18 protein-coding genes are annotated in these 17,274 nt (G+C 65.4%); 13 read left to right on the top strand and 5 right to left on the bottom strand.

Annotated features, from left to right (window positions below):
• Nucleotides 1-285: 285 nt before the first annotated feature.
• Both AB4Y99_RS03375 and AB4Y99_RS03370 read right to left on the bottom strand, forming a co-directional pair.
• Complete coding sequence (locus AB4Y99_RS03375; RefSeq protein ID WP_441522366.1) at nt 286-759, bottom strand: SRPBCC family protein; 474 nt, start codon at nt 757-759, stop codon at nt 286-288.
• 38 nt (nt 760-797) lie between these two features.
• Nucleotides 798-1,661 (bottom strand): SDR family oxidoreductase, encoded by an 864-nt coding sequence (locus AB4Y99_RS03370; protein ID WP_441522365.1) that lies wholly within the window; start codon nt 1,659-1,661, stop codon nt 798-800.
• Between the two features lie 102 nt (nt 1,662-1,763).
• Here AB4Y99_RS03370 and AB4Y99_RS03365 point away from each other — a divergent pair, with 102 nt between their 5' ends.
• Nucleotides 1,764-2,669: a LysR family transcriptional regulator gene (locus AB4Y99_RS03365; protein ID WP_441522364.1), complete on the top strand. Its 906-nt coding sequence runs from the start codon at nt 1,764-1,766 to the stop codon at nt 2,667-2,669.
• 193 nt (nt 2,670-2,862) lie between these two features.
• On the opposite strand, the gene AB4Y99_RS03360 is transcribed toward AB4Y99_RS03365, so the two are convergent.
• Nucleotides 2,863-3,819 (bottom strand): ABC transporter substrate-binding protein, encoded by a 957-nt coding sequence (locus AB4Y99_RS03360; protein ID WP_441522363.1) that lies wholly within the window; start codon nt 3,817-3,819, stop codon nt 2,863-2,865.
• A 179-nt stretch (nt 3,820-3,998) separates the two neighbouring features.
• Between AB4Y99_RS03360 and AB4Y99_RS03355 the strand changes: the two genes are divergently transcribed.
• The 12 genes from AB4Y99_RS03355 to AB4Y99_RS03300 all read left to right on the top strand — a co-directional run bounded on the left by AB4Y99_RS03355 (nt 3,999) and on the right by AB4Y99_RS03300 (nt 15,530).
• On the top strand, nt 3,999-4,673 hold the full coding sequence (locus tag AB4Y99_RS03355; protein ID WP_441522362.1) for an RraA family protein: 675 nt from the start codon (nt 3,999-4,001) through the stop codon (nt 4,671-4,673).
• A gap of 6 nt (nt 4,674-4,679) precedes the next feature.
• A complete protein-coding gene (locus AB4Y99_RS03350; protein ID WP_441522361.1) occupies nt 4,680-5,726 on the top strand; it encodes an amidohydrolase family protein in 1,047 nt (348 codons plus the stop codon).
• Nucleotides 5,723-6,646, top strand: coding sequence for an SMP-30/gluconolactonase/LRE family protein (locus AB4Y99_RS03345; protein WP_441522368.1), 924 nt, complete (start codon nt 5,723-5,725; stop codon nt 6,644-6,646). Before AB4Y99_RS03350 ends, AB4Y99_RS03345 begins: the two co-directional genes overlap by 4 nt.
• Nucleotides 6,647-6,689: 43 nt before the next feature.
• A complete protein-coding gene (locus AB4Y99_RS03340) occupies nt 6,690-7,403 on the top strand; it encodes an IclR family transcriptional regulator (protein WP_038366253.1) in 714 nt (237 codons plus the stop codon).
• A gap of 206 nt (nt 7,404-7,609) precedes the next feature.
• Nucleotides 7,610-8,584: a hydroxyacid dehydrogenase gene (locus tag AB4Y99_RS03335; protein ID WP_441522360.1), complete on the top strand. Its 975-nt coding sequence runs from the start codon at nt 7,610-7,612 to the stop codon at nt 8,582-8,584.
• A gap of 43 nt (nt 8,585-8,627) precedes the next feature.
• Nucleotides 8,628-9,635: an ABC transporter substrate-binding protein gene (locus tag AB4Y99_RS03330; protein WP_441522359.1), complete on the top strand. Its 1,008-nt coding sequence runs from the start codon at nt 8,628-8,630 to the stop codon at nt 9,633-9,635.
• A 47-nt stretch (nt 9,636-9,682) separates the two neighbouring features.
• Nucleotides 9,683-10,687: an ABC transporter substrate-binding protein gene (locus AB4Y99_RS03325; RefSeq protein ID WP_441522358.1), complete on the top strand. Its 1,005-nt coding sequence runs from the start codon at nt 9,683-9,685 to the stop codon at nt 10,685-10,687.
• Complete coding sequence (locus AB4Y99_RS03320; protein ID WP_441522357.1) at nt 10,687-11,505, top strand: ABC transporter ATP-binding protein; 819 nt, start codon at nt 10,687-10,689, stop codon at nt 11,503-11,505. Before AB4Y99_RS03325 ends, AB4Y99_RS03320 begins: the two co-directional genes overlap by 1 nt.
• Complete coding sequence (locus tag AB4Y99_RS03315) at nt 11,498-12,388, top strand: ABC transporter permease (RefSeq protein ID WP_038366260.1); 891 nt, start codon at nt 11,498-11,500, stop codon at nt 12,386-12,388. Before AB4Y99_RS03320 ends, AB4Y99_RS03315 begins: the two co-directional genes overlap by 8 nt.
• A 62-nt stretch (nt 12,389-12,450) precedes the next feature.
• On the top strand, nt 12,451-13,419 hold the full coding sequence (locus AB4Y99_RS03310; RefSeq protein WP_441522356.1) for a Bug family tripartite tricarboxylate transporter substrate binding protein: 969 nt from the start codon (nt 12,451-12,453) through the stop codon (nt 13,417-13,419).
• A gap of 151 nt (nt 13,420-13,570) precedes the next feature.
• A complete protein-coding gene (locus tag AB4Y99_RS03305; protein ID WP_441522355.1) occupies nt 13,571-14,026 on the top strand; it encodes a tripartite tricarboxylate transporter TctB family protein in 456 nt (151 codons plus the stop codon).
• A gap of 1 nt (nt 14,027) precedes the next feature.
• Nucleotides 14,028-15,530, top strand: coding sequence for a tripartite tricarboxylate transporter permease (locus AB4Y99_RS03300; RefSeq protein ID WP_441522354.1), 1,503 nt, complete (start codon nt 14,028-14,030; stop codon nt 15,528-15,530).
• Between the two features lie 154 nt (nt 15,531-15,684).
• Here AB4Y99_RS03300 and AB4Y99_RS03295 read toward each other — a convergent pair whose 3' ends face one another.
• Together AB4Y99_RS03295 and yghU are read right to left on the bottom strand one after the other, a co-directional pair.
• Nucleotides 15,685-16,305: a glutathione S-transferase family protein gene (locus tag AB4Y99_RS03295; protein ID WP_441522353.1), complete on the bottom strand. Its 621-nt coding sequence runs from the start codon at nt 16,303-16,305 to the stop codon at nt 15,685-15,687.
• A gap of 94 nt (nt 16,306-16,399) precedes the next feature.
• Nucleotides 16,400-17,272: a glutathione-dependent disulfide-bond oxidoreductase gene (gene yghU, locus AB4Y99_RS03290; RefSeq protein ID WP_441522352.1), complete on the bottom strand. Its 873-nt coding sequence runs from the start codon at nt 17,270-17,272 to the stop codon at nt 16,400-16,402.
• Between the last annotated feature and the right edge of the window lie 2 nt (nt 17,273-17,274).

The following is a 17,274-nucleotide window of genomic DNA, read 5'->3' as shown; positions in this document are numbered from 1 at the left end:
GAAATACCGGGAGTGAAAATCCTGGTCGTGAGTGAGTGATGGCCGGCTTGTTTGTATAGCCTTGCCCGTCTTCGGAAGCCTGCTACCTATAGCAGGCTCATCTTCGCGCATTGGGCGTAATATTYGGGCGCGAGGTCGCSGAGCATGCCGTCGGGCTTGGCCCGGCTGCGCGTCGTCGGCGCCATGCGAGGCGACGCGGCAATTGCAGATTGCCAACCTTTATCGCGGACCAGACATCGGTGATGTGCCCTCCTGCTGTTCGCTGGATCATGAGGGAGGCGAGGATCAGAGCTTGCCTTCGGCGAGCATCTCGCGGGTGCGCTTGAGCGTGGACAGGAGGGCGGCCTTGTAGCCTTTGTCGCTGTCGAATTGGGCCTGTTCGASGTGYTCCTCGGGACCGTTCGGCGCCTTGCCGCGCAGTCCGAGGTAACAGTAGAATTTYAGCTGCAGCTCGCCTGCTTCATCCTCGAACAGCTCGTTGATGATCGCGCCTTCGCGCGGGCCGGTCGCCTGGAAGAAGGTCACCTTGCTCTGTGGTTCGAGGGTGATGATCTCGCGCAGGTCGGCACCGGCGATGGTGGCCTCGCGCACGAAATGCGTCGCGCTTTCCTCCGTTACGTCGCAGCGGGTGCACAAGCCGGGCGGAAGGAACAGGCGCGCATCGCGCGCCTTCAGCTCCAGGCCCTTCCAGACCTGCGCGCGGGTGAGTTTGGTCTCGCCTGCCGGATTCACCGGGACGGTGGCGGTCGAATAGATCATGACGATGGTCCTTGTCGGTTTGTTCGGAATGGCGGATGTCAGCCGGCGATCTGCGCGACGTAGTCGCGGTAGGAGCGAAGCGGCCTGCCCAGCAGGGTGGTGAGGCGGTCGACGTCACCACTGTCGGGGAGCATGCCGTCGGTCAGGAAGCGCTCGGCCATCAGGCCCATGTCGAGCGCCATCCAGCTCGGCATGAACTGGCGCAGGTTCTGCTCGAAGGCGGCGATATCGTTGCCGGGGAAGGCGATGGTGCGGCCGAGGACATCCGACCAGATGGCTGCGGCGCTTGCGCCGGTGAGTGTATCGGGACCGACCAGGTTGATGCGGGTGAGCGGGAGCGGCGTGGCCGACTGCTCGCGACGGATCAGTTCGATCGCGGCGATCTCGCCGACATCGCGCGCGTCGATCATCGCAAGACCCTTGCTGCCGATCGGCATCGGGTAGATGCCGTAGCCGGTGACCACGTCCTTGATCGTGATCTCGTTGTCCATGAAATAGGCCGGGCGCAGGATGGTGGCGTTGAGGCCCATCTGCTCGATCATGCGCTCGACCCCGAACTTGCCCGCGAAATGAGGCACGTTCACGTAGACGTCGCTGTGAATCACCGAGAGGTAGACGATCCGCTCGATCCCCGCCTCGCGGGCGACGTTGAGCGCGATCAGCGCCTGAGTGAATTCGTCGGCGACGACCCCGTTCAGCAGGAACAGCGTCGAGACGCCGGACATGGCGCCGCGCAGCGAGTCGACATCGAGCAAATTGCCGTGGACGACATTGACGCCGGCTGGGAAGTTGGCTTTGGCGGGATCGCGRACGAGRGCRCGSACATCGGCGCYRCGGSTGMYGAGCTGTTCGACGACGTTACGGCCGACATTGCCGGTCGCGCCGGTYACGAGAATGGTCATGGGTTGCTCCTGGGTTGAGCCGTTTGGCTGCCCTGAATTTAGCGATCCACATCCGCGCCAATAGACGCYATATCTGGACAGACCGTCTCACTGGTGRAACACATGGACCTKCTYGCCCTCGCCGATTTCAAYYTSGTCGCYCGYYACGGAGGGTTCGGAAAAGCCTCGCGCGCCGCAGGACGCCCGAAGGCGACGCTGTCGCGCCGTGTTGCGGAATTGGAAGCCAGCCTCGACCTAAGACTGTTTGAGCGTGGGGCTCGCGTCCTGAAGCTAACCGAGGAAGGACGGGCCCTGTTCGAGCGGACGGGCCAACTGCTCACCGAACTGGGCGAGACGGCTGCGGCAATCGCCTCAGGGGGACACAGCCCGCGAGGCCGGCTGCGGATCAGCGCGCCGTTGCTCTTCTCCCAGATCGCGATGGGGAAGCTGGCTGCAGACTTTGCGCTGAAATATCCGGATGTCCGGCTTGAGGTCACGACCGAGGACCGACCTGTCGACATGGTCGAGGAGGCCTATGACCTCGTCATCCGGGTCAATCCCGAGCCCGATGAAAGCCTCGTCGGACGGGTCTTCCTCCGAGACCGGCTGGTGGTGGTAGCGAGCCCGAAACTGCRGAGGCCTATGGATGGATCGGCCGTTCCGGTCGTCGTGCGTGGCCCTGCCCGCCAAGGCGAAGTCTGGAACATCGAGACCCCAAAGGGTAAGTCGGAGGTCGCAGTCAATCCGGTCCTGAGCTTGTCATCGCTGATCATGGTGCGGGATGCCGTGCGAATGGGGGTGGGTGCTGGGCGTCTTCCGATATCGCTCGTCAGTCACGATCTCGGCGACGGCAAGCTGATCCATTGGGGCGATGTGGGAGGACCGGAGATTACGCTGTGGACGCTCTATCCGACCCGCCGCCTGCTGAGCGCGCGCGTGTCGGCCTTCCTCGACCATCTCAGACAGGCATTCCCGAAGGGGACGCCCGATGAGCTGGCCGCTTATGTCGGAAGATTCRAGGTCTTGTAGGGGAGCCATCGCGTCTGGTTCAGTCGTGACGCCGGCTTCCCAGGTCAACGGAGCCCAGGAGTGCTGCTGCCGGCACGCGGAGCATCTGCGCTGAATGACGGCTGAAAAACTGGCCGGCTTCATCGCGCCAATAGCTGACTTTCGGTCCGTGCCCTAAACCGGACATTCGCTCCAGCCGGTCCGTGACTTGCGTTTAGGTGCCTTCGCCTGCCGCGACCGGGGGGAAGAACGTGTCATGCCATTTGGCAGGCGGCGCTTTCAGTAGGCCGGCCTTGGCCATGAAGGTTCCGAAGCTCATCACGCCCTTGGGCTGGACGCCCCATTCCTCCGAGACGCTCTTCAGCATCTTTTCGGTCTCGTCGAGGTCCAGCGATGACTTCTCAGATTCGAGGAACATCTCGGCCGCCTCGCGCGGGTTTGCCTTGATGTAGGTTCCGGCCTCATCGATGGCGGCGACGATCGCCTTGGCAGCCTGCGGATTTGCCTCGACGAAGGAGCGCTTGCTGGCGAGCAGGCCGCTCGTCACGCGCTCGCCGAGATAGTCCGAGAAGAAGAACAGTCGCCGGACATTCGCGCTCTTCTCGACGATGTCGCTATAGGGGTGAGGCGCCGCATAGCCGCTGATCGTCCCGCCGGTGATCAAGGCCGACGTCGCATCAGGATGCGGSAGCTGGATCATGTTGGTATCGAGACGGCGTGACTGGCCCTCGCCGAAGGCCTTGGCCGCCGCCATGCGGACCAGGAGGCCCTGCTGGCCCGTGGTCGAGGTCACCGCGATCTTGTCCGTCGGCTTGAAGTCGGCAAGCGTCTTGATCTCGGGCTTGTTGGTGTAGAGCCCGTTATCGCCCGCTACCAGGGCAGCCAGTCCYCGGATCTCGATGGAGCCTCGTGTCTTCTCGGCTGCGATCAGCATTCCGGGCAGGCCATAGGCGCCGATATCGATCGAGCTGCTGATCAGCGCGTCGTTGATCGCCGGAGCGCCACTGATYTTCTGGATCTTGACGGTGAGATTAGGCAGCCCCGCCGCCGCCCCCTGCTTTGCGAAGAGGCCGAGCTTCTCCGCGACCGTCACCGGCAAATAGGCATATCCGTACTGGATCGCCATCGTCACCGTCGCGGTTTCRGCCGCGCGGGGACGCACCATCGTCATGGCGGTTACCGTTGCGGCAGCTGAGCCGGCCAATAGGGCCCGGCGCGAAAAAAGAGCTTGCATGTTTCCTCCGAAAGTTATTTTTGAAACGTCGTTTCAAAAAAGCTATTCCGCRTCGCRGCRCCCTGTCAATCGGCGACGATCACCGGGCACCGCCGAGCGGATCAGGGAGCCAAGGGATGGTCGGATTTCGTGTTCTCAAGCGGCRCCGCCAGGTGTCYGCAGACGTCGTCGAGCGCTTCCGCGCGTTGCCGGTCGCCAATGTCAGCGACGCGATGTCCCGCATGACGGCGGGTGGAGCGAAGCTGCGGCCGCTGCATGGCGGCGGCGYSCTCGCCGGCCCGGCGGTTACGGTGAAGTCGCGTCCGGGYGACAATCTGATGATCCACAAGGCGCTCGATRTCGCATCGCCGGGCGACGTTGTCGTGGTCGACGCCGGCGGGGACCTCACCAATGCGCTCATCGGCGAACTGATGATCTCCCACGCGCAGAAGCGTGGCCTCGCCGGCATCGTCATCTATGGCGCGATCCGCGACAGCGCCTGGATCCGCGAGCATGATTTCCCGGTCTTCGCCGCCGGCGTCAGCCATCGCGGGCCCTATAAGAACGGCCCCGGCGAGATCAATGTCCCGATTGCGATCGAAGGCATGGTGATCGCGCCCGGCGACCTCGTGATCGGCGACGATGACGGCCTGCTCTGCGTGCCTTATGACGAGGTCGAGGCGGTCTATGCCGCTGCCGACGCCAAGCACAAGGCCGAGACCAAGCAGATGACCGCGATCCATGAAGGRCGCAACGATCGCAGCTGGGTCGATGCCGCGCTCGCCAAGCTGGGCTGCGAGATCGAGGCCTGATCGGCCATGGCCGCGCCGACTCATGTCCCGGTGCGGCCGGACTGGCTGGCGCTGCGCGATGAAGCGGCGCTCGACTCGGGCMTGCCGATCGTCGATGCGCACCATCATCTCTGGGATCGGCCGCAGGGCCAGCGCTATTTGTTCGACGAGTTGCTCGCCGATATGGCAAGCGGCCACGATATCCGGGCCACGGTCTTCGTCCAGAGCCGCTCGATGTACCGCCCGGACCTGCCGGAGGCGTTCAAGCCCGTCGGCGAGGTTGAGTTCGCCAATGGTGTCGCGGCCCAGGCAGCAAGTGGGCTCTATGGCCGGCATCAGGCCTGTGCCGGCATCGTCGCGCATGCCGATCTGCGGCTCGGTGAGCGGCTGGAGCCCGTGCTCGAAGCGTTGTCGCGCGCCGGCGGCAGCCGCTTGCGCGGCATCCGCAATCAGACGGCCTGGCATTCCGATCCGGCGATCGCCTCGAACCCGGTTCCGCCCGAGRAGGGCGTCATGCGCGATCCGGCCTTTGCCGCTGGGGTAAGGCAACTCGCTCATCGCGGTCTCGTCCTCGATATCTGGGCCTACCACACACAGCTCGACGAGGTGGCGGCGCTCGCTGATGCCTGCCCSGAGACGAAGATCGTGCTCGATCATTGCGGAGGCCCTCTCGGTGCAGGCCCCTATCGCGGGCGTCGCAACGAGGTGTTCGCGCAATGGTCGGCCGCCATGGCTGCCCTCGCTCGACGGCCGAACCTGCGCGTCAAGCTCGGCGGTCTGGCGATGCGGGTCGGTGGCTTCGATTTCCACGAGGCGCTGCTGCCACCTTCATCCGAACAGCTGGCAGAGGCCTGGTCGCCCTATATCCTGCGCTGCATCGAGCTCTTCGGGCCGCAGCGCTGCATGTTCGAAAGCAATTTCCCGGTCGACAAGGGCATGGTCGGCTATGGCGTTCTCTGGAACGGCTTCAAGCGGATCGTCGCAAGCTTTTCCCCTCATGAGCGGGCCTGGTTGTTTCACCGCGCGGCGATGGAAACCTATCGTCTCGACCTCTCGCTCACGGAGACAGGCTGATGTTCTTTGCGCCGCCACCCGAGGTCGCCACCACCGTGTTCACGCGCTTGCCCGATCGCTTCCGCAAGCCTCGTGCRACGGCCTGGGCCGCGGCCAATCGCGGCGGGCTTGCGATCGACTCCTTCCTCGAAGGACCGAGCTTCGACCGGCGGGGCCGGCTGTATGTCACGGATATACCGTTTGGCCGCATATTCCGCATCTCGCCTGCGGGCGAGTGGGAACTCGTCGCCGAATATGATGGCTGGCCGAACGGGCTGAAGATCCACCGCGACGGCCGCATCTTCATCACCGACTACAAGCRCGGCATCATGTTGCTCGAGCCCGAAAGCGGGGCGGTGACGCCGTTTCTGGAGACGGCAGCCTCCGAGAGCTTCAAGGGCGTCAACGATCTCGTCTTCGCGGCGAACGGCGACCTCTATTTCACCGATCAGGGCCAGACCGGGCTGCACGACGCCACCGGCCGCGTCTATCGGCTGACACAAGAGGGCAGGCTGACGCGTCTGCTCGATACCATTCCCAGCCCCAACGGCATCGTCATCGATCCCGACATGACGCATCTGCTGATCGCCGTGACGCGGGCCCAGCAGATCTGGCGCCTGCCGCTCAACGACAGCGGCCTGACGACGAAAGTCGGCGTCTTCGCGCAATTGCATGGCGGGCTCGGCGGGCCGGACGGTTTGGCGCTCGATGCCGAAGGCGGGCTCATGATCGCCCATACCGGCTTCGGTTCCGTCTGGCGCCTGTCACGCACGGCCGAGCCGCTCCTGCGAATCCGCTCCTGCGCCGGGATATCGACCACCAATCTGGCGTTCGGCGGACCGGAAGGACGCGATCTCTTCATCACGGAATCGCAGACGGGCTCGATCCTGCGCGCCAAGCTCGATGTTGCAGGATCGGCGATGTTCTCGCATCAAGACTGAAGGCGGCCGCGACCTGGAAGCGGCGTCGCGGAGGCTTGGAACCATGCTCGACAAGAAGGCGAAGGCGCGACCGAAGCTGGAGGGCGTCGCATCGGCCGACAGGCTGCTGACGGTTCTCACCGCGTTCCGCCGTGGCGACGATGCGCTGGAACTCAGCGAGCTGGCGCAGCGCACGCAGCTGGTGAAGAGCACCATCATGCGCCTGTGCATCTCGCTGGAGCGTTTCGGGCTGATGGAGCGGCTCGACGACGGCCGCTATCGGCTCGGCACCGAGATCGCGCGGCTGGGCTCGGTCTATCTCCAATCCTTCGCGCTCGAAGCCCATGTCATGCCGGCGCTGGAAGCTCTGGTGGCCGCCTCCGGCGAGACGGCTTCCTTCTATATCCGCCGCGGCGACCAGCGCCTGTGCCTGTTCCGGGTCGATTCGCCCTCGCCTTTGCGGATGCATGTCCGGCCGGGCGATCTGCGGCCGATGGATGCCTCCTCGATCGCACAGGTTCTGCGTCGTTTCGATCCCACCAGCAGCGCCGARGACAAGGCCGTCGAGACACCGATCTATTCCAGCGGCGTCACCGATCCGCATGTCGCCTCGATCGCCACACCGGTCTTCGGGGCCGGTGGGCGGCTGCTCGGCGCGCTTGCGTTGACGGGGCCGGCCTCACGCCTGACGAGCGAAAGCGCGGAGAAGATCGCCCCGGTCCTCAAGCAATCGGCCGGCGTGCTGACTCATGCCCTCGGCGGCGGACTCGATCCATAACGATTTTTTTGAAACGCCGTTTCATTTTATCTTTGCTTCCCTGCTCGGCCGTGCTAGGTCGTTGCAGATGGGACGGTCTGCGAGGCCGCCCCGGCGAAGAGGCGCAGCAAGCGCCCGATGCCGCAGGGAAGAAGCGCCAGGTCCGCCGCTGAAGGGCTGCGCTGACCACACCTTCCCGCCATCGGGCTGCGAGGCTGGAGGGAAACATGGCTGCCACGATCATTGTCACGGGTGCGGCGCTGGCGAAGCCGGCGATGGATGCCGCGGAGCGCCGCGGCGCCCGCATCATCACGGTCGCGCCCTACACGCCGCCGGCCGAGATCGCCGCGCTGGCGGTCGSCGAGAAGGCGGACGCGATCATCGTCCGCGCCGCCCATGTCACCGAGGAGGTGATCAAGGCCGCACCTTCGCTCAAGGTCATCGTCAAGCACGGCATCGGCGTCGACACGATCGACCTCGCCAGCGCGACGCGCCACCGCATCCCGGTCCTGATCACCCACGGCGCCAACGCGCAATCCGTCGCCGAGCATGCCTTCGGGCTGATGTTCGCCGTGGCCCGCCAGAGTGCCTGGCTCRACGCCCGCATGCGCGGCGGCCACTGGGACAAGGCGACGAGCTTCGGCAGCGAGCTCTCGGGCAAGTCGCTGGGCGTGGTCGGGCTCGGCAGCATCGGCTCGGCGCTGATTGAACTGGTGCGCCCGCTGCGGATGACCATCCGCGGCTACGATCCCTTCTTCCGCGGCAAGCTCGACGGCGTCGAGATCGTGGACGATCTCGACGCGCTGCTGCGCGAGAGCGACATCGTCAGCCTTCATGTTCCGCTGACGGCCGAGAACCGCAACCTGTTCGACACCCGCCGCCTCGGGCTGATGAAGCGCGGCGCCATGCTGATCAACACTGCCCGGGGCGGCCTGATCGATCATGAGGCGCTCGCCGCGGCCCTGACGAGCGGTGCGCTCGTCGGAGCCGGCCTCGACTGCTTCCCGGTCGAGCCACCGAAGGAGAACCCGCTGTCAGGCCTGCAGAACGTGGTGATGACTCCGCATGTCGGCGCCAATACCCGGGAAGCGGCTGAGCGTGTCGGCGTGCGCGCGATCGAGCAGGCGCTCGATGTGATCGAGGGCAAGCCCTTCGACCCGCGCGCCAACGTCAATCCGGACTACGCGGCGGCTGCCGCCTGAAGAGCGCCCTCGAGAAGCCGCTCTCTATTTTGGGAGGATACTGATGAATCAGATCTCGCGTCGCAGCGCCCTGAAGGGCAGCCTCGCCACCTTCGCGGTCGGCGCGCTACCGCTCCGGGCACGCGCAGCCACCACCGTGACGATCGCGATGCAGAACGGCATCGGCTATCTGCCGATCATCGTCGCCGACGCGCTCGGGCTCTTCGGCAAAGCAGTGGAGGCGGCCGGCGCTCCCGGCACGCAGGTCGTCGTGAAGAAGTTCAGCGGCGCCCCCGCCATCAATGACGGGCTGCTGTCGAACACCATCCAGCTCGGCGCGATGGGCACGCCCGGCATGCTGGTCGCCTGGGAGAAGACGCGCGGCTCCTACGACATCCGCGGCCTGACGCCGCTCTCGATGGGGCGCTACGCGCTCTACACATCGAAGCCGGAGGTGAAGACCGTCGCCGACTTCCCCGACAGCTCCCGCATCGCCGTGACCGCGCTCAACACGCCGCAGGCGATCCTGCTGCGCATGGCTGCGGAGAAGCAGCGCGGCGAAGCCGGCATCCGCCGCTTCGACAAGATGATGGTCAGCCTGCCGCATCCGGATGCGGCGACCATGATGGCCTCGGGCTCGACGGCGATCGACGGCTATTTCGCCAACGACCCCTTCATCACGGTGCTGGAGGCCAATCCGAAGCTGCACGTCGTGACGACGTCGGAGGAGATCCTCGGACATCCCGCGACGAGCGGGCTGCTCGCCACCACAGGCAAGTTCATGACCGAGCAGCCGGCGGTGGCGAAAGGCATCGTCGCGGCGATCGCGCAGGCCGAGGACTTCATCAAGGCAAAGCCCGCGGAGGCCGGCGAGATCTATCTGAAGTCGGAGCCCTTCAATCTTTCGAAGGACGCGCTGACCGCGATGATCCGCGACAACAAATGGTCGACCGAGCCGCACGGCATCATGGCCTATGCGAGCTTCATGACGAAGATCGGCATGCTGAAGAAGGCGCCCGCACGCTGGCAGGACACCTTCTTCGCGCCGGTCGCGAACGGTGCCGGCGACTGAGCCGGCAGGCAAAAGCAACAAGCAAAAAACGACGAGGAGGAAGCAGGATGATCCACCCTTCACGCCGCGCCACGCTCGCGCTCGGCGCCGCCGCCTTTGGCGGCCTTGCCTTGCCAGCCCGCGCCCAGTCGAAAAAGACCGTGACCATCGCCATCCAGTTCGGCACCAGTCATCTGGCGACCACCGTCGCCGACAAGCTCTCGCTCTTCGCCAAACATGCGAAGGAGAACGGCATCGGCGACACGACCTTCGCCGTCCAGCGCGTCAGCGGCTCGCCGGCGATCAATGACGGCATCTTCAGCGGCAATCTCGAGGTCGGCGCCTATGGCCCGACCGCGCTGCTCGCCGCCTGGCTGAAGACGCGCGGCTCCTTCGACATCAAGGGCATCGCCGCCTGCAACGAAGCCGTTCTGACGCTCTACACCAACGATCCTTCGGTGAAGTCCGTCTCCGACATCAAGCCCGAGATGCGCATCGCGGTCACCGCAACGACCGCGCCGCAGGCGATCCTGCTCAGGATGGCAGCGGAGAAGGCCTTCGGACCCGGCCAGGCCGGACGCTTCGACAAGCAGATGGTGATCATGCCGCATCCGGATGCGACGGCGGCGCTGATCTCGAAGGCCGCGATCCAGCTCTACTTCGCCGCCCCGCCCTTCATCTCGACGCTCGAATCGTCGGGCAAATGCTTCAAGGTCGTCGACGGCAACGACATCATCGGCCGCTCCTATTCGGGCGCGCTGCTCGGCGCGACAAGCAAGTTCGCGAGTGCGAACCCGGCCGCGGTCACCACCATCGTCGCGGGCCTGCGCGAGGCGATGGATCTGATCAAGTCGAACCCCGCCCAGGCGGCCAAGCTCTACATGGAGGTCGAGAAGACCGCACTCACCCCCGCCGAGGTCGAGGCCGCGATCAAGGCCCAGACCTTCACCGTCGAACCGCAGGGCATGATGGCCTTTTCCGGCTTCATGCAGCGCAACGGGGAGCTCAAGGAAGCGCCCGCCAAATGGCAGGACATCATGTTCCCGCCGGTCAGCCAGGGGCAGGGAAGCTGATGCTCGCGACCGAAAAGATGCCGGGCGTTGCCGTCCGGGCCGGAGTGCAGACGCTGCTGCAGGTCGATGGCGTGACCCTGCAATACAAGACCCGCGACCGGCTGGTCACCGCGACCTATCGCGTCTCCTTCGACGTCAAGGAGCAGGATCGCTTCATCCTGCTGGGCCCCTCGGGCTGTGGCAAGTCGACCCTGCTGAAATGCGTCGCCGGCTTCCTGAGCCCGACCGAAGGCACGATGAAGCTCGACGGGCGCGTCATCGACCGCCCCGGCCCGGACCGCATGATGGTCTTCCAGGAATTCGACCAGCTCATGCCCTGGCTGACGGTGCTCGATAACGTCATGTTCGCGATGCGCCGCTCCGGCCGCTTCCCCAAGAGCGAGATCCGGGATCGCGCCCGCCGCGCGACGGTCAAGGTTGGCCTTGAGCGCTTCCAGGACGTCTATCCGCACATGCTCTCCGGCGGCATGAAGCAGCGCGTCGCGATCGCGCGGGCGCTCGCCATGGAGCCGCGCATCCTGCTGATGGACGAGCCCTTCGCCGCGCTCGACGCGCTGACGCGCCGGCGCATGCAGGAGGAACTGCTCGAACTCTGGGACGATGTCCGCTTCACGCTGATGTTCGTCACGCATTCGATCGAGGAGGCGATCATCCTGGGCTCGCGCATCCTGGTGCTGACGCCGCATCCCGGCCAGGTCCGCGCCGAGCTCGATGCCACCGCCTACAGCCACGAGCACCAGGGCGACGCGGAGTTCATGGCCTTCAACCGCAAGATCAACGGCATGCTCTTCGGCACGCAGGAGACGGCCCATGACTGACGCCACCGTCACGCAGCTGCGCAACCGGCCGCGCCCGGATATCGAGCGCGAGCCGGAGGACATCAGCCGGATCGGCGAGATCAGCCGGCCGATCGGTCTGTGGGAAGGCATCTTCGCGATCACGGCGGTGCGCCGCGCTCTGGTCCTGGTCGGGCTCGGCATCGCCTGGGAGGTCTACGCCCGCTGGGTCGGCAACCCGCTGATGTTCCCCTCGCTCAGCGACACGCTCTCAGCCTGGTGGGCGGACATGTCGTCGGGCCGACTGCCGGGCGCCGCCGCAAGCTCGCTGCGCGTGCTGCTGATCGGCTACGGCACCGCGATCGCGCTGTCGGCGGTGATGACGACATTGGCCGTTTCGACCCGCGTCGGCACCGACCTGCTGGCGACGCTGACCGCGATGTTCAATCCGCTGCCGGCGATCGCGATCCTGCCGCTGGCTCTGCTCTGGTTCGGGCTCGGCACCTCCAGCATCGTCTTCGTCATCGTCCATTCGGTGTTGTGGGCGGTCTCGCTCAACACCTTCACCGGCTTCCTCTCGGTCAGCCAGACGCAGCGCATGGCCGGGCGCAATTACGGGCTGGGCGGCCTGCGGCTCGTCATCTTCATCCTGATCCCGGCCGCGTTCCCCTCGATCCTCGCCGGTTTGAAGATCGGCTGGGCCTTCGCCTGGCGCACGCTGATCGCGGCGGAGCTCGTCTTCGGCGTCTCCGGCAATGCGGCTGGCCTTGGCTGGTACATTTTCGAGGCCCGCAACGCGCTGGAGACGGCGACCGTCTTCGCAGGCCTCCTGACCGTGATCCTGATCGGCCTTGCGGTCGAAGGCATCGTCTTCCGCTCGATCGAGGCGGCGACGATCCGCAAATGGGGGATGCAGAACCACTGACCACCCGAAGGAGAAGGCCGGGCGGCCGGCTGTCTCCCACAAACATAAACGGAGGAAACATCATGAAGCCTATGCGCATTCTCGCGGCAGCCGCGCTGACAGCCTTGCTGGCGGGGCCTGGCGTCGCCCAGGATTATCCGACCAAGCCGATCCGGATGGTCGTTCCCTTCCCGCCCGGCGGCGGCACGGACGTGGTCTCGCGCGTGGTCGCGCAGAAGCTCGGCGAAGCGACGGGCTGGACCATCGTCATCGATAACAAGCCGGGTTCCGGCGGCAGCGTCGGCCTCGGTCTCGCCGGCAAAGCGCCCGCCGACGGCTACACCATCGTGATGGCGCAGAACGCCAACCTCGTGATCAACCCGATCCTCGGCAAGGCGAACTACGACCCGATCAAGGATTTCGCGCCGATCGGGCTCAGCGCGTCGGCGCCGCAGGTGCTCGTTGTCGGCAAGGATTCGCCGATCAGGACCGTCGAGGATCTGCTCAAGGCGGCCAAGGACAAGGGCGGCAAGCTGACCTTTGCGTCCCCCGGCATCGGCACGAGCTCGCATCTGGCGGGCGAGCTGCTGCAACAGATCGCGCAGGTGAAGTTCCGGCACATTCCTTACAAGGGCGCGTCGCAGGCGCTGCCGGATCTGATGGGCGGTCGCGTCGACTTCTACGTCTCCTCGGTTCCCTCGGTCTCGGTGCAGATCAAGGAGGGCGTGCTGCGCCCGATCGCGCTGTTCGCGACCAAGCGCGACGCCGAATTCCCGGACGTGCCGACCTTCGACGAGAAGGGCATCAAGAACTCAGATGCCGCCACGTGGTGGGGCCTGGCCGCTCCGGCAGGCACGCCCGATGCGATCGTCGCGAAGATCAACGCCGAGCTCAACAAGGTGCTGAAGGACTCAGACACGCAGGCGAAGCTGCGCGCGGCCGGTGCAGAGGCGACCGGTAGCAGCGCGGGCGAGTTCGCRGCGCTGATCAAATCCGACGTGCCGAAATGGACCGCCGTGATCAAGACGGCCGACATCAAGGTCGCCGACTGAGCTGCGGGCGGSTGCTCCAGGCGCCCGTCGTCCTGACGCGCCGTGCCGGCTTGGGACACGTCGATCCTGGGACCCAAGCCGGCCCATCTGCGCTTTCTCATTCAAGACACGCCATGAGGCCGCCGCTGTCGCTGGCGCGCCGGGAGGCTCCATGAAGCTCAAATCGATCTCGAACCAGGACGCCATTGCCGGCCTGATCTTCATTGCGCTCGGGGCCGTCGGGCTCGTCATCGCGCTCCGCTACAGCTTCGGCACCTCCGTCGAGATGGGGCCAGGCTATTTTCCGCGCGCGCTCAGCATCATTCTCATCGCTTTCGGCGCGCTCATCTTCATCCGCGGCCTGCGCAGCGGCGTCACGGTCGAGGGGATCTGGGCGTGGCTGCCGCTCGCCTTCATCACCCTCTCGATCGTCCTSTTCGGMGCGRCGATCGAGCGGTTCGGTCTCGTGCCCGCAGTGATGCTGCTCGTCGCGGCCTCGGCCTATGCSGGCCATGAATTCAAGCTGCGCGAGGTCTCGGTGCTGGCCGTGATCATGGCGGTGTTCGCGACGGCCGTCTTCGTCTGGGGACTGCGACTGCCTTACCCGCTCTTCGCCTGGAACCTCTGAGATGGAATTCCTCGATCACCTCATGCTGGGTTTCGGCGTCGCGATGTCGCTGCAGAACCTGGCCTATTGCTTCCTCGGCGTGCTGCTGGGAACGCTGATCGGGGTGCTGCCGGGCGTCGGTCCGCTCGTCACCATCTCGATGCTGCTGCCGATCACCTTCGGGCTCTCGCCGGTGGCRTCCGTCATCATGCTCGCCGGCATCTATTACGGCGCGCAGTACGGYGGCTCGACCACGGCGATCCTGGTCAACCTGCCGGGCGAAACTTCCTCGGCCGTCACCTGCCTCGACGGCTACCAGATGGCACGCCAGGGCCGCGCCGGAGCCGCGCTCGCCATCGCCGCTTTGTCCTCTTTCGTTGCCGGCTGCATCGGCACGATCCTGATCGTCGCGCTCGGCGTGCCGCTGGCGGGCTGGGCATTGCGCTTTGGCGCGGAGGACTATTTCGCGCTGATGCTGCTCGGCCTCGTCGCGGCATCGGTCCTGACCCATGGCGACCTTCTCAAGGCGCTCGCCATGGTCATCCTCGGCTTGCTGATCGGGCTCGTCGGTACGGATGTCAATTCCGGTATCGAGCGCTACACCTTCGGCCTGCCCGAGCTAGCCGACGGCATCGGCTTCACCGTGCTTGCGGTCGGCATCTTCGCAGTGGCAGAGGTCGTCTCGAACCTGGAGCAGAAGGAAACCCGCGAGGTCTTCACCAAGACCATCGGCGGACTGCTGCCGAGCTGGAGCGACCTCAAGACCGCCGCATTGCCRACGCTGCGTGGCACCGCGATCGGCTCCTTCTTCGGCATCCTGCCTGGCACCGGGCCGTCGATCTCCTCCTTCTCCTCCTACATGGTCGAGAAGAAGCTTGCCCGCGACCCCTCGCGCTTCGGCAAGGGTGCRATCGAAGGCGTCGCCTCGCCGGAGGCGGCCAACAACGCCGCCGCGCAGACCGCCTTCATCCCGATGCTGACCTTAGGCATCCCCGGTACTGCAACGATGGCGCTCATCCTCGGCGCGCTGGTGATGAACGGCATCCAGCCCGGGCCTTCGGTRATGACCCGCAATCCGGAGCTGTTCTGGGGCGTCGTCGCCAGCATGTTCATCGGCAATGCGATGCTGGTCGCCCTGAACCTGCCGCTCGTCGGGATCTGGGTCCGCCTGCTGACGATCCCCTATCGCTGGCTCTTCCCCGCGATCATCCTGTTCTGCGCGCTCGGCAATTACAGCCTCAACAACAGTTCGATTGACGTCTATCTCTGCGCAGCGGTTGGCATCCTCGGCTACGTCTTCGCCAAGCTGAGCTGCCCGCCCGCCCCCTTGATTCTCGGCTATGTGCTCGGGCCGATGATGGAAGAGAACATCCGACGCGCACTGCTGCTCTCCGAGGGCGATCTCTCGATCTTCGTGAAGAGTCCGATCAGTGCGACGTTGCTTGTGATCTCGGCGCTTCTACTCGTCAGCATGATCCTGCCCGCAATTCGAGCGAAGAAGGAGCAGGCCTACGCGGAAGGTTAGGTTTGGCGCCCTTGAAGCTGCCGTTCGGCGCCTGCCAGGAAGCGGAGATTACAAAGCAAGCTTGGCGACCGGTCGTAGCCGGCCTAATGCCGGCCTTCGGCACCTCAACTTTAAGGCTCCTGCGCCAGCCAAAGGCGCACGTTCATGTAGCGTTTTATGCGATTGGGAGCGGAAGAGCGACCTGCGCCGCCTCGCGCGCCGCAATACTTTCGTACCATCGCTGTAGGTGCGGCCGCAGCGCCCGTGCCACCGGCATGTTCAGCCATCGGTGCACGCTTGGGCCCAGCACGATCTCGGCCATGCCGAAACGATCGCCGCCGACATAGCTCCGACCCTTGGCGAGATGGGCCTCAAGAATGTCCAGGCAATGCTCGGTGCGGCTGATCGAGCTCGCGATCTCGGCGGGATCGGCTGTCGCCGGCTCGCGCATCAGCCCCCAGAACGCCGGCACCATCACCCGTTGCAGTTCGCCGAGGGCCCAGTCCATCCAGCGATCACTTTCGCTGCGCCGCGCCGGATCCTCTTCCCAAATCGTGTCCCGACCGTATCGCGCCGCGATATATCGGACGATGGCGTTCGACTCCCAGATATGGACGTCGCCATCCTCAAGGACCGGCACCTGTCCGTTGGGATTCTTCGCCAGATAGGCCGGCTCCCGGTTGCCGCCGAACGGGCCACCGATGTCGATCCGCTTGAACGCCTGCGCCGTTTCGCCTGCGGCCCATACCACCTTCTGGACATTGACCGAGCTCAGGCGCCCCAGAATCTTCAGCACGCGTTCCCCCTCGTGATTCTCTATCGATTATGGAGCTTGGCGGCGCCGCCGGCGACTGCGTTGCCGCCGGTGCGTATGTAGCCGCGGGCGACAACTAGGATCCCGCAAGCTTGTCCTGGGTCCGGGTTTCGAAGTCGCCGGCATCGTGGCGTTCGTGGAGCTGCTCCGACGGATCGCCGACCACGCGGTTGACCATGCGGCCTCGCTTCACGGCCGGCCGGGCGAATAGCTGTTCGGCCCAGCGGACGACGTTCTTGTAGTCCTGCACCGAGAGGAATTCGGCCGCACCGTACTGCCAGCCCATGACGAGCCCGCCATACCAGGGCCAGATCGCCATATCGGCGATGGTGTAGGCGTCGCCCGCGATGAACTCGTTGTCGGCGAGGCGTCGGTCGAGCACGTCGAGCTGGCGCTTCACCTCCATGGCGTAACGGTTGATCGGATATTCGAGCTTGGTCGGCGCATAGGCATAGAAATGGCCGAAGCCGCCGCCGAGGAACGGCGCCGAGCCCATCTGCCAGAACAGCCAGGAGAGGGTTTCCGACCGCGCCGGCTGCTCCTGCGGGAGGAAGGCGCCGAACTTCTCGGCGAGATGCACCAGGATTGCGCCGGATTCGAAGATGCGGATCGGGGTCGGCCCGCTGCGGTCTAGCAGCGCCGGGATCTTCGAGTTGGGATTGACCTCGACGAAGCCGGAGCCGAACTGATCGCCATCGCCGATCTTGATCAGCCAGGCATCGTACTCAGCCCCCGTGTGGCCGGCGGCCAGCAATTCCTCCAGCATCACGGTGACCTTGATGCCGTTCGGGGTTCCCAGCGAATAGAGCTGGAGGGGGTGCTTGCCGACGGGCAGCTCCTTTTCATGGGTCGGGCCGGCGATCRGGCGGTTGATATTGGCGAAGCGGCCGCCGCTGGCCTTGTCCCAGGTCCAGACCTTCGGCGGAACGTAGTCTGTCGTGTCGCTCATGA

The organism is Allobosea sp. TAB14 (assembly GCF_052113865.1).
GTDB lineage: Bacteria > Pseudomonadota > Alphaproteobacteria > Rhizobiales > Beijerinckiaceae > Allobosea > Allobosea spartocytisi.
Note: the sequence above shows the minus strand (reverse complement) of the source record. Positions and strands in the feature narration are given on the sequence as shown.

What these genes read in the sequence shown, in the direction of transcription:
- AB4Y99_RS03330 (WP_441522359.1), top strand. Translation starts at nt 8,628, where the DNA reads ATGAATCAGATCTCGCGTCGCAGCGCCCTGAAGGGCAGCCTCGCCACC.
- AB4Y99_RS03325 (WP_441522358.1), top strand. Translation starts at nt 9,683, where the DNA reads ATGATCCACCCTTCACGCCGCGCCACGCTCGCGCTCGGCGCCGCCGCC.
- AB4Y99_RS03320 (WP_441522357.1), top strand. Translation starts at nt 10,687, where the DNA reads ATGCTCGCGACCGAAAAGATGCCGGGCGTTGCCGTCCGGGCCGGAGTG.
- AB4Y99_RS03315 (WP_038366260.1), top strand. Translation starts at nt 11,498, where the DNA reads ATGACTGACGCCACCGTCACGCAGCTGCGCAACCGGCCGCGCCCGGAT.